Source organism: Actinomyces sp. AC-20-1, from assembly GCF_023369555.1.
Taxonomy (GTDB): Bacteria; Actinomycetota; Actinomycetes; order Actinomycetales; family Actinomycetaceae; genus Actinomyces.
The window spans coordinates 42,051-53,661 of the sequence record NZ_JACJVC010000019.1 but is presented as its reverse complement, the minus strand read 5'-3'; the positions used below and the strand labels follow the sequence as shown (position 1 = coordinate 53,661).

General features: G+C 73.5%; 9 protein-coding genes and 2 pseudogenes. 6 read left to right on the top strand and 5 right to left on the bottom strand.

What is annotated here, in order from left to right:
• Positions 1-260: pseudogene (locus H6X67_RS10085) on the bottom strand (DoxX family protein); the annotation flags it as partial.
• Positions 261-456: 196 nt separating this feature from the next.
• Between H6X67_RS10085 and H6X67_RS10080 the strand changes: the two are divergent.
• The 3 genes from H6X67_RS10080 (at position 457) to H6X67_RS12070 (ending at position 1,679) form a co-directional block, all read left to right on the top strand.
• Positions 457-1,164, top strand: a complete 708-nt coding sequence (locus H6X67_RS10080; RefSeq protein WP_396121346.1) for a sigma-70 family RNA polymerase sigma factor — start codon at positions 457-459, stop codon at positions 1,162-1,164.
• Complete coding sequence (gene rsrA / locus H6X67_RS10075) at positions 1,164-1,502, top strand: mycothiol system anti-sigma-R factor (RefSeq protein WP_249368974.1); 339 nt, start codon at positions 1,164-1,166, stop codon at positions 1,500-1,502. The genes H6X67_RS10080 and rsrA overlap by 1 nt, the downstream gene beginning before the upstream one ends.
• Before the next feature lie 102 nt (positions 1,503-1,604).
• Positions 1,605-1,679: a 50S ribosomal protein bL37 gene (locus tag H6X67_RS12070; RefSeq protein WP_396121345.1), complete on the top strand. Its 75-nt coding sequence runs from the start codon at positions 1,605-1,607 to the stop codon at positions 1,677-1,679.
• Positions 1,680-1,787: 108 nt separating this feature from the next.
• Here the strand turns inward: H6X67_RS12070 and H6X67_RS12065 are convergent.
• Positions 1,788-2,923, bottom strand: a pseudogene (locus tag H6X67_RS12065) (efflux permease Rv1217c-related protein).
• A 458-nt stretch (positions 2,924-3,381) separates the two neighbouring features.
• Positions 3,382-4,296 carry an ABC transporter ATP-binding protein gene (locus tag H6X67_RS10065; protein WP_249368976.1) on the bottom strand — a complete coding sequence of 305 codons (915 nt, stop codon included), beginning with the start codon at positions 4,294-4,296 and terminating at the stop codon, positions 3,382-3,384.
• Positions 4,297-4,381: 85 nt separating this feature from the next.
• Here H6X67_RS10065 and H6X67_RS10060 point away from each other — a divergent pair, with 85 nt between their 5' ends.
• The 3 genes from H6X67_RS10060 to H6X67_RS10050 all read left to right on the top strand — a co-directional run bounded on the left by H6X67_RS10060 (position 4,382) and on the right by H6X67_RS10050 (position 6,750).
• On the top strand, positions 4,382-5,041 hold the full coding sequence (locus H6X67_RS10060) for a TetR/AcrR family transcriptional regulator (protein WP_249368977.1): 660 nt from the start codon (positions 4,382-4,384) through the stop codon (positions 5,039-5,041).
• Between the two features lie 26 nt (positions 5,042-5,067).
• Positions 5,068-6,054 carry a LysR family transcriptional regulator gene (locus H6X67_RS10055; protein WP_249368978.1) on the top strand — a complete coding sequence of 329 codons (987 nt, stop codon included), beginning with the start codon at positions 5,068-5,070 and terminating at the stop codon, positions 6,052-6,054.
• 411 nt (positions 6,055-6,465) lie between these two features.
• Positions 6,466-6,750: a hypothetical protein gene (locus H6X67_RS10050; RefSeq protein ID WP_249375460.1), complete on the top strand. Its 285-nt coding sequence runs from the start codon at positions 6,466-6,468 to the stop codon at positions 6,748-6,750.
• Between the two features lie 80 nt (positions 6,751-6,830).
• On the opposite strand, the gene H6X67_RS10045 is transcribed toward H6X67_RS10050, so the two are convergent.
• Both H6X67_RS10045 and H6X67_RS10040 read right to left on the bottom strand, forming a co-directional pair.
• Entirely contained in the window at positions 6,831-7,421 is a 591-nt protein-coding gene (locus H6X67_RS10045; protein WP_249368980.1) for a GDSL-type esterase/lipase family protein, read from the bottom strand.
• Between the two features lie 120 nt (positions 7,422-7,541).
• Complete coding sequence (locus tag H6X67_RS10040) at positions 7,542-11,309, bottom strand: multifunctional oxoglutarate decarboxylase/oxoglutarate dehydrogenase thiamine pyrophosphate-binding subunit/dihydrolipoyllysine-residue succinyltransferase subunit (protein WP_249435520.1); 3,768 nt, start codon at positions 11,307-11,309, stop codon at positions 7,542-7,544.
• Between the last annotated feature and the right edge of the window lie 302 nt (positions 11,310-11,611).

The following is an 11,611-nucleotide window of genomic DNA, read 5'->3' as shown; positions in this document are numbered from 1 at the left end:
AGCTCGGCCAGCGCGAGGGCGCAGGCCCGCGGCGCGAGGCCCGCCGCCAGGCCCAGGCCCGCGGCCGCGCTCACGGCGCCCATCGCCCGGCTGCCCAGGCCCAGGAGGTCGTCGGGCAGCGCCGGCAGGCCTGAGCGCACCAGCGGCTCGTAGGCCCGCTGTGCGCGCTCGACGTGGCCGGCGGGCCGCAGGAGGGCGTCGGCCCCGTCCACGACGAAGGGGGCGGCGAGCAGGAGGCGGGCGGCGCACGGGGGTCTCATGGCCTCATCCTCGCGCACGACGGTGACGGGTGCGCCGGGAACAAGCCCGAGCGTGCACGTGTTGGCCCCGGTGATGACTGCACGCACCCTGGCCCCGGCCCGCGAGGAGACCGGCGCCCGCCTGTTCTGGCCGGTGGCCCTCGTCCCGGCCGATGAGGAGCCGGCCCGCCCCCCGGGTGGACTAGGCTCGTGGGCGATGACGGACACCCCCACCTTCGAGCGGCTCGACGCGCCCGGTGCGCTCGCCGTCGGACCTGCTGACGCCGAGGACGCCGACGGCCTCGAGAGCCTCGAGAGCACGGACCGCGCCCCCGCCGACGAGACGGAGGCCGAGCGCGCTGCCCGCTTCGAGGCCGACGCCCTGCCCTACCTCGACCAGCTCTACGGCGCCGCCCTGCGCATGACGCGCAACCAGGCGGACGCCGAGGACCTGGTCCAGGACGCCTACGCCAAGGCCTTCGCCGCCTTCCACCAGTACCGCCCCGGCACCAACCTCAAGGCCTGGCTGTACCGGATCCTCACCAACACCTTCATCAACTCCTACCGCAAGAAGCAGCGCGAGCCGCTGCAGTCGGACGCGGACACGGTCGAGGATTGGCAGCTGCACCGGGCCGCCTCGCACGACTCCGTGGGCCTGCCCAGCGCGGAGATCCTCGCCCTGGACGACATGCCCGACGACGACATCAAGGCTGCCCTGGGCGAGCTGAGCGAGGAGCGACGCCTGGCCGTCTACCTGGCCGACGTCGAGGGCTTCGCCTACAAGGAGATCGCCGAGATCATGGGCACCCCGATCGGCACGGTCATGAGCCGCCTGCACCGCGGGCGCCGTCAGCTGCGCGAGCTGCTGGCCGACCACGCCCGCCAGCTGGGCTACACCACCGACGACGAGGGAGGCCAGGGCTGATGGGAACCGACGCCGGTAGGGACTGCTCCTGCACGGAGGCGCGCGCCCACCTCGAGGCCTTCCTCGACCACGAGTGCGACGGGGACCTGTCCACGCGCCTGGCCAGGCACGTGGCCACCTGCGAGCACTGCTCGCGCCTGGCCGACGCCGAGAGCCACCTGCGCGAGATCCTGCGCTCGCGCTGCGCCGAGCAGGCCCCGCCCGAGCTGCGTGAGCGCGTCATCGGGCGCCTGTCCGTCCTGCGGGCGACGACGGTGACCTCCTCCACGACCGTCCTCAGCGACGGGACGACGACGGTGCGCAGCCAGACGGTGCGTGTCACCCGCTCGCGGGCGTGACACGCGCAACCTGGCGCCAGGTGGATTCGCCGTCGCCGGGTGTGCGAGGATGGCCCGTGTTCAGTGCCCCGTCTGGGGCAGTCCAGACATGAGGAGGCCATGATGAGCAAGCGCGGTCGTAAGCGTCGCAGCCGTGCCAAGTCCGGTGCGAACCACGGCAAGCGTCCCAACGCCTGACCTGGTCGCGCTGACCGGGGCCACGCCCCGCGAGCACCCAGAATCTCACACCCGGCGGCCGGGCACCCACGCGGTGCCCGGCCGCCGCCGTCTCGATACTGACGGCGCTCACCCGGCCCGCAGGCTGCGCCGCGAGAAGACGAGCAGGGACAGCGCCAGCAGCGCCGTCGCCGCGAGGCACTGCCCGGCGACCACCCGCAGGTCCGGGTCCTCCACGGGCAGACTGCCCACCATGTGGGCGGGGGAGAGGTCGCGTGCCCACTCGGGCAGGCGCAGGGCCTCGGCCGGGAAGCCGACGACCGCGGTCCACGCCACCGGCACCCAACCGAGCACGCACCAGCGCGGACCCAGGGACGCCAGCGCGGCCTGCAAGGCGCCGACGAGCACAACGGCCGGCAGGTAAGCCCAGCCCACCTCCAGGACCGAGGTGACCGGCACCCCCTGGCCGGACACGCTCCAGGCGGCCACCCCCAGCACCGCCGTGGACAGGCCGAGGACAGGAGGGTCGCGCTCCACCAACCGAGCCAGAGCCGGGAGCGCCGGAGCCGGGTGGACAGCAGCAGCCCCAGACGCCCTGAGGACTCCTCGGCGCCGAGGCGTGCAGCGCCCTGCACCGCGACGCCGGCCCCGCCGACCACCATGACCACTGCCGCGAGCTGGACCACCGGATCCGAGGCGCGCTCGACCCCCATGCTGGCCAGCATGGGGGGGTTGGCGGTGATGATCTCGGTCATCTCCTGACTGAGCAGCCCGATGAGGAGCGCCCACAGGCACACGAGTGTGAGCCAGGTGGTCGTGACCGTGCGCTCCAGTCGCAGGGCCAGCACCCAGGACGCGGACAGGCGCGCCGGGCCGCGCGCCGGCCCGGGGAGGGGAGCGACAACCCCCGCGCCGACGTCGTGGTGCGCAGCCACCGCCGCAGCGGCGGCCAGCAGCACCGCGGTGGTGAGGGCGTAGACCGCCAGGGGCCAGGCTCGCGGTGAGTCGAAGGCGCGTACCTCTGGCAGCCACCCCAGCGGGCTGGCCCACGCGGCGTCCCACTGCACGGCGTCAACGACGAAGCGGGTCAGGTAGGCCGCCGTGACCGCGCCCAGGCCGAGCTGCTGGGCGGTGCGGGACTGCTGGCACAGCTCGCCCAGGAGCAGGCCGACGGCGGCGAAGCACAGGACGCAGGCTCCCACGCCGGCCGCGTACCAGGCTGAGCCGGCCACCGGAAGCCCGGTCGCCGCCAGAGCGGCCGTCATCCCGGCCGCCGTGACGGTGCAGGTGAGCACCAGCAGCCCGGCGGCGGCTGTCAGCGGGGCCAGCCGTCCCACACGTGAGGCGGTGAGCAGCTCGGTGCGTCCGGCCTCCTCCTGGCGCCGGGTCAGTCCGACGGCCGTCACCACCCCCAGGACCGGGAAGAGCATCTGGCCCATGAAACCGACCTCGACGGCGGTGATCCCACCGAGACTGGTCAGCGCGTGACCGCGGCCGTTGAAGGCGGTGACGATGCCTGAGGCGCCAGCGGTCGCGGCGTACTCGACGCGCTGGGCCGGGTCGGGATAGAGCCCCTCGACGCCCACGGCGACGGCCGTGACCAGGACGACGCAGACGGCCACGACCAGCGTCAGACTGCGCCACGAGGCGCGCAGCCCCAGGAGAGCCGCACCTCCCGTGCCTGCCAGCGGGCGGCTGCTCCACGCGGTGGGGCGCGGGCTGCTCATCGTGGCCCACCGCCGTCGTCGCCCGCCGGCTGGGTGTGCTGGTCCAGGAAGAGCTGCTCGAGGCTCGGTGGGTGCACGGCGACCTGCAGCGGCCGTGCCGATGCGACCATGGTGAGGACCGTGGGCAGCGCGGCGGCCTCGGCCAGCAGGGTGGTGCGGTGGCCTTGAGGCTCGGCCTGCGACCGCAGGTGGCTGACGCCGTGTGTGCGCTCCAGCCCGGGTACGGCGTCAGGGGTGACGACCTCGACGGCGGTGGCGGCGCTGGAGCACAGCTGGGCCAGGGACCCGGTGAAGACGCTGCGGCCGGAGCGCACGACCGTGAGGCGGTCGCACAGGGTCTCGACCTCGGCCAGGATGTGGCTGGAGAGCAGGACGGAGGTTCCTGCGGCGCAGCGCTCGGTGACGACGGCCTGGAAGACCGCCTCCATGAGGGGGTCGAGCCCGCTGGTGGGCTCGTCCAGGACGAGCAGCTCGACGTCACAGGACAGGGCTGCCACGAGCGCGACCTTCTGCCGGTTGCCCTTGGAGTAGGTGCGAAAGCGCCGGGTGGGGTCGAGGTCGAAGCGCTCGACGGGCTCGTCGCGACGGGCCTGGTTCATGGCGCCGTGGAAGCCGCCGAGCAGGTCGATGCGCTCACCGCCGGTCAGGTTGGGCCACAGCAGGGTGTCGCCGGGGACGTAGGCCAGGCGGGCGTGGATGTCGACGGCGTGGTGCCAGGCGTCGTGGCCGAGGACGGTGGCTGTGCCCGAGCTGAGGCGGAGCTGGTCGGGCAGCGCCCGGATCGTCGTCGACTTCCCGGCGCCGTTAGGGCCCAGGAAGCCGTGGATCTCACCGGCTCGGACGGTGAGGTCCAGGCCGTCCAGGGCGGTGACGGTACCGAAGTGCTTGACGAGAGACCGCGCCCCCACCACAAAATCTGATAGTGACTCGCTCGTGATGGTGACTGTACTTGTTAGGGTGCGGGTGTCAAGAGCCGACGACCTCCTAGGAGACCCCGTGTCCGAACCCCCCAGGCGTGCCGCCACCGGTGCCCCGGAACGTGCGGCCGCTCCCGCCTCCGCGCCGCGGCCGGGACTGCGGGAGCGCAAGAAGGCGGCGACGATGCACCGTGTCCAGAGCGTCGCCCTGGACCTGTTCGAGCAGCACGGCTTCGACGCGGTCAGCATCGAGCAGGTCGCCGAGGCCGCCGAGGTCTCGCCCTCCACGGTCTACCGCTACTTCGGGACCAAGGAGGGGCTGGTCGTCCACGACGAGTACGACGACCGTCTCCTGGCGCTGCTGGTCCACTACCTCCAGCGTGAGGGTGACCTGGCGCACGTGCTGACCCGGGCGCTGGACGAGTTGTGGGAGGACCACTTCGTCAAGGACGTCGGCCCCTCCTGGGTACGCACCCGCTGGTGCTTCGAGCACCCCTCGATCCAGGGTGCTATGTGGGTCCTGGTCAACGAGCAGGTCGAGACCATCGCCCGGGTCGTGGCCGACTCGGGACGGATGCCGCTGGACAGGGCCAGGATCCTGGTCTCCGCGGCCGTGTGGGGGATCGTGGCGGGCCTGCGCACCTGGTACGAGCGCGACGGGGCAGGTGATCTGCGTGCGGACCTCGACCAGGTCGTCGACCTGCTGTCACGCCTGGAGCGCACGCCGCCCGGGCCCTGAGACACGCCGGTTCGTAGACTGCTCGTGTGAACGACCGACTCAGCCCCGAGGGTCTGCGCTACGCCCAGGCGGTCGCCCGCACCGGCTCCTTCAGCGCGGCCGCCCGCGAGTACGACGTCACCCAGCCGGCACTGTCCAACGCCATCCGCCGCCTGGAGGAGAGTCTCGGGGCCCGGTTGTTCGAACGCAGCACGCACGGCACCCGTCCCACCGTCTTCGGCGCGACCATCCTCCCGCGGATCGAGGACGCCCTGGCCGCGCTCGACGCCGTCATCGCCGAGGCCCGGTCCTGGCGTGAGGCCGAGGCCCGACGGCCCGTGCGCATCGGCGTCTCCCCGCTCATCAGCGCCGACGTCGTCGCCCGCGCCCACCGTGCCGTGGTGGGTCTGCCCGGCCGCGGCCAGGACTGCCTGGTCCTGCGTGAAGCGGATCTGTCCGAGCTGTGCTCGGCGCTCGACGACGACGAGCTCGACCTCATCGTCGTCCCCGCGGTCCTTGAGCTCACCCGCTACCGCCATCACGTCATCGGTCGCGAGCCGGTGGTGCTGGTCGAGCCGGGGACGGGCGGGGCTGCGGATTCGCAGGTCCCGGTGGGGGAGCAAGCCCCGGTGGCTCCCGCGAGCCCGACGCAGGCCGGGGACGACTCTACGGCGTCCACCCCGATGCGTGCGGTGTCCGCACGCATCGGCGACGTCGCCGCCCGCACCCTGCTCCTGGTTCCCGACACGTGCGGGCTGACGACCTTCACCCGCGACCTTCTCGCAGACCGTGGACTGCCGCTTCGCGCCTACTCGGGCGAGGCCGCCAGCTACCGGGTGCTTGAGGACTGGGCGGGGATGGGACTGGGCAGCGCGCTCCTGCCCCGCTCAAAAGTGACTCGCGCCGACTCGCGCGTGCTGCCCGTCGTCGATGCCGATGGCGCGGCCGTGACCATCACCTACGAGGCGGCGTGGGACGGCACCTCGCCCATCGCGAGCGAGCTCGAGGCCCTGGCGGGACTCCTCGCCGTCTGACGCCGCGCTGCCCCTGACCGCCGCCCAGCCCTCCGGCTGCCGTACCGGTACGGGTCCGCGGTGGGCGCCATCTCCGTCCGTGTCCACTCAGCGGACATGACCGGAAGCACGGACGGGGAAGCCGATGGCGAACCGCGGTACTGCGCCGATCACCTACTGCTTCGGGCCGTGGCGCCGAGCCATGTCCGCTGCATGGTCACCATCCCCCGGTCGCGTCACTCCGGGCCGTGGTACCGGGGTCCGCGGGGGCCCGCCGGAGACGGTGTCAACAAGCCACCGTCCGCCAGGGCGCTATAACCTCGGGTGATACCCGCATGAGTGAGGATCGTCTACCGCGGCTGTCCCCCCAAACCTACGGTGGGGCCAGTGGCGCGCCGTCGAAGGGCGCCACCTGACAGCGAAGGAGCCACCGTGGCCGCATACCTCCAGATCACCATGACCATCGACCCGGCCGACCGCCCCGCCGGGGCCAAGGTCTTCTACGACTACCTCAAGGAGTTCCTCGACACCGTCCCGGGCGCGCGGACCAAGGAGCTGCTCGTGCGCGACGAGGACGTCCAGGTCCTTCACGGCTTCGAGACCGCCGAGCAGGCCAGCGCCTACCTGAGCAGCGAGCTCTTCACCACCGAGGTGGTCCCCGGCCTCACCCCGCTGTTCAAGGCCGACCCGGACATCCGCGTCTACAGCGTCGCCTGAGGCCGCGCGCCATCGGGTGCGCCCGCCCTGCGAGCCGGGCCCGGGCGCGCCCGGGGCCACTCAGCCCGCGGGCCGCCGGTTCAGTCCGCAGGCTGCTCGACGCCGAGCCACTCGTACCAGCCGCGGTGCAGCACCAGCCACGCCAGTAGGCCGTAGCCCGCCTGCCCCGGGTAGCGGCCGTCGTGGTGCTGGACGTCCGCGGCCCACTGCTCGTGGTGGCGCAGCGACTCGAAGGTCTCCACGAAGGGGATGCCGCGCCGCGAGCACACCTCGCCCAGCGCGTGCGACAGGGCCGCCGTCGCGTCCGGCTCGGCGTGCCACAGCGGGGGAGGCCCCACCACCAGGCAGCTGCGGTGCTCACTCGCCGCCTTGTCGAGGATGTTGGCCAGCGCCAGGCGGCTGCGCGCCGCCGAGACCCCGGCGACGACGTCGGCCACCCCCACCCCGATGACGAGGCGGTTGACCCCCGGGTGGACGGAGCGCCGTGCCACCTCCGGCCCCCAGCGCTCGGCGAGCTGGGCGGTCGTCTCACCCGGCACGGCCAGCGTCGTCGCCAGCGCGTCCAGGCCCCGGGTGCGGGCCATGACGCGGCCCGCCCATCCCAGGGCCCGGGCGTCCCCGTAGCCCGCGACGAGCTCGTCGCCGACGAAGTGGATACGTGTGTGCTCCACGTGCGCCTCCCTGTGCCCGGACCTGCTCACACCTGCCCCGGTGACGCTACCGCCTCAGGGCCGCCCCGCGCGCCCGCCTGGCCGAGCACCACGGCGCCCGGAGCCGGTCGCGGCCGGCGCTCACCGGGCGAAGGCCTCGGCGAGCAGCACCTCCTGCTGGTGGCGGTAGGCCCCCAGGGAGCCCATCGCCGGGGAGGCCGAGGCCGGGGGCGACACCAGGCGCAGGCCGCGCCCACCGAGCGCGCCACCGGGCAGGCTCAGACGCAGGTGCGGCCACACCCCCTGGTTGCCCGGCTCGTCCTGCACCCACACGAGCTCGGCACGGGCGAAGGCCGACAGCGCCCGCTCCAGCTCCTCCACCGGCAGCGGGTAGAGCTGCTCCAGGCGGACGATCGCCGTCCGGGTGTCCCCGAGGCGCCTGCGCTCGGCCTCGAGCGCGTAGTAGGCCCGGCCCGAGCACAGCAGCACCCGGTCCACGCCGGCGCCGGAGGCCAGCGCCGGGTCCGTCTCGCCGATGACCGGGACGAAGGTGCCCGTGGTGAGGTCCTCCACCGGGCTCGTCGCGGCCGGCAGGCGCAGCAGCTGCTTGGGCGTGAGGACGACGAGCGGGCGGCGCGGGCGCTGGTAGGCCTGCTCGCGCAGCAGGTGGAAGTGGTTCGCGGGCGTCGAGGGCATGGCCACGCGCATGCTGTCCTGCGCGCACATCTGCAGGTAGCGCTCCACCCTGGCCGAGGAGTGGTCCGGCCCCTGCCCCTCCTGGCCGTGGGGCAGGAGCATCACCAGGCCGGAGCGCTGGCCCCACTTCTGGGCCGCCGAGGTCACGTACTCGTCGATGACCGACTGCGCGCCGTTGGCGAAGTCCCCGAACTGCGCCTCCCAGACCGTCAGCCCCTCCGGCCGCTCCACCGAGTAGCCGTACTCGAAGGCCAGGGCCGCGTACTCGCTCAGCAGCGAGTCGTAGATCTCCAGCTGGGCCTGGTCCGGCGTGAGGAAGGACAGGGGGGTCCACTCCGCGCCCGAGGACTGGTCGTGCAGGACCGCGTGGCGCTGCGCGAAGGTCGCCCGGCGGGCGTCCTCGCCCACGAAGCGCACCGGCACGCCCTCCATGAGCAGCGAGCCCAGGGCGATGAGCTCGCCCAGCCCCCAGTCGATCCCGCCCTCGCGCGTGGCCCTGCGGCGCTTGTCCAGCATGGTGCGCAGCTTGGGGTGCACGTCGAAGCCCGGCGGGAAGGCCGTCTGGGAGTCGCCCACCCGCTCGACCACCTCGCGCGTGACCGCGCTCGTCCAGCCGATCATCATGCCGGCGCCGGGCCGCTGGGCGGCCGGGACCTCCAGGTGGGCGCGCTCGTGGCCCACCGCCGTCGGGTCTGTCAGGGAGGCTGCGGCCGCCTCCTCCTCGGCCCGTGCGGCCGCCTCCTCGCCGCGCGCCGCCCGGGTCTCGGCGAAGATCCGCTCGAGCTCGTGGTGGAAGCCCTGCTCGAGGGCCTGCGCGTCCTCGGGGGAGATGTCCCCGCGGCCCACGAGGGCCGAGACGTACACCGCCCGCGTGGAGGGCAGGGAGTCGATGAGGCGGTACATCACCGGCTGGGTCATCGAGGGGTCGTCGCCCTCGTTGTGGCCCCGGCGCCGGTAGCAGATGAGGTCGATGATGACGTCCTTGTGGAAGGTCGCCCGGTACTCGTAGGCCCGGCGGGCGGCTCGCGCCACCGTCTCGGGGTCGTCGGCGTTGACGTGGAAGATCGGCACCTGCAGGCCCTTGGCCAGGTCCGTCGCGTAGGTGGTCGAGCGGGCCGAGGCGGCACCGGTGGTGAAGCCGATCTGGTTGTTGACGACGACGTGGACCGTGCCGCCCGTGCGGTAGGCGGGCAGCTGGCTCATGTTGAGCGTCTCGTAGACCACGCCCTGGCCCGCGAAGGCGGCGTCGCCGTGCACGAGCACCGGCATGACCGTGTAGCCGCGCTCGCCCAGGGCGATGCGGTCCTGCTTGGCGCGCACGATGCCCTCGACGACGCCGTCGACGGTCTCCAGGTGGGAGGGGTTGGCGGCCAGGGAGACGCGGGTGGTGACGCCGTCGGTGCCCGTGAACACGCCCGCGGTGCCCAGGTGGTACTTGACGTCGCCCGTCGAGGCGCCCTCGATGGTGCTGTTGCCGTCGAACTCGTCGAAGACCTGTCCGTAGGACTTGCCCGCGATACTCGTCAGGACGTTGAGGCGGCCCCGGTGGGCCATGCCGATGACGACCTCGTCCAGGCCGTCGTGGGCCGCGTGGTCCAGCAGGCGGTCGAGCAGCACGATGAGGGACTCCCCACCCTCGAGGCTGAAGCGCTTCTGGCCCACGTACTTGGTCTGCAGGAAGGTCTCGAAGGCCTCCGCCTGCTGGAGCTTGGTGAGGATGCGACGGCGCTCGTCGCCGCTGATCTCGGTCCACCCGTTCTCCAGGCGCTCCTGCCACCAGTGGCGCTGCGCCGGGTCCTGGATGTGCATGTACTCCAGGCCCACCGTGCGGCAGTAGGCCTCGCGCAGCCGGTTGAGGATCTCCCTCAGGGTCGCCCGCTCGGTGCCGCCCAGCCCGTCGGTGGGGAAGGTGCGGTCCAGGTCCCACAGGGTCAGGCCGTAGGTCGCCGGGTCGAGGTCCGGGTGACGGCGCGAGCGGTAGGCCAGCGGGTCGGTGTCCGCGGCGAGGTGGCCGCGCTGGCGGAAGGCGTGGATGAGCTGGGCCACGCGCGCCGGCTTGCCGGTCTCGACCTCGGGGTCGTAGTCGGCGTCCCGCTCCCAGCGGATGGGGGCGTGGGGCACGCGCAGGGACTCGAAGGCGCGCTCCCAGAAGCCGTCCAGGCCCAGGAGCTTGGTCTCCAGCAGCCGCAGGAGCTCGCCCGACACCGCGCCCTGGATCACCCGGTGGTCGTAGGTGGAGGTCAGGGTCAGGACCTTGCCGATCCCGTGGCGCGCCAGCGTCTCCTGGCTGGCCCCGGCGAAGGCCGCGGGCAGGGCCAGGGAGCCGACGCCGATGATCGCCCCCTGGCCCGGCATGAGCCTGGGTACCGAGTGCAGGGTGCCGAGCGTGCCCGGGTTGGTCAGGGTCAGGGTCGTGCCGGTCATGTCCTCGACGGTGAGGGTGCCTTCGCGCGCGCGGCGCACGACGTCGTCGGCGGCCGCCACGAAGGCCGCCAGGTCCATGAGGTCCGCCTGCCTCACGCAGGGCACGAGCAGGCGTCGCGCACCGCCCGGGGCGGCCACGTCCACCGCCAGGCCCAGCCCCACGTGGGCCGGCTGGGTGAGCAGGGGGCGGCCGTCGTCGTCGGTGCCGTAGGCCGCGTTCATGGCGGGCACCTCCACCAGGGCCTCGACCACGGCCCAGCCGATGAGGTGCGTGAAGGACACGCGCCCGCCGCGCGTGCGCGCCAGGTGGGTGTTGATGATCGCCCGGTTCTCGATGAGGACCTTGGCGGGCACTGCGCGCGCGGAGGTCGCCGTCGGGACCGACAGGGACTCCTCCATGTTCCTGGCGGTGCGGGCCGCCGCCCCCCTCAGGCGCGTGCCCGCACCGGTCTCGGAGGGCTCGCCGGGGCAGTGGGAGTGTCCCTGCCCGCTCCGGTGGGCGTAGGGGGAGGTCGGAGGGGCGACGTCGGAGGGCGGGGCCGGGGGCAGGTCGGAGCGGGTGACGTCCTGGACGGTGCTGCTCATCGGGGCCGGGGTGGCGCCGGGGGCGGGAGCCTCAGCGCCGGCCTGCCCCTCTGGGGCGGCCGGCTCGCTCCGCTCCTCACGCCCGGAGGGGCTGGGAGCCGCGGGGGAGCGGCCCGAGCAGGACTCGGCCTCGAAGAGCGCGCGCCACTGCTCGGAGACCGAGGACGGCTCCTGCCGCCAGGCCTCGCGCTTCTCCTCGACCATCCACTCGTTGGGGCCGAAGTCCGGGGCGGCGCCTGAGCTGCCCGCGCCACTCGGCGCGCTCACCTCCACAGGGCGGCCGTCATGGGTCGTCACAGTGGGTCCCTCCTCATCGCGGTGGCACTGCGGGCCCGGGGCGGGCCCGGTGGCCCGTCCACGTGCCCTGGACCAGAATGCTAGTGGGACGTTGGGCCCGTGTCCGGCTGACGCACGAGTCACCGCGCACCTGTCCGCCCAAGGCGAGGAGCCGGCGGGCCGGCACGCCCCGGGTGATAGCGTGCGAGCCACTATGCGACGACACTCCC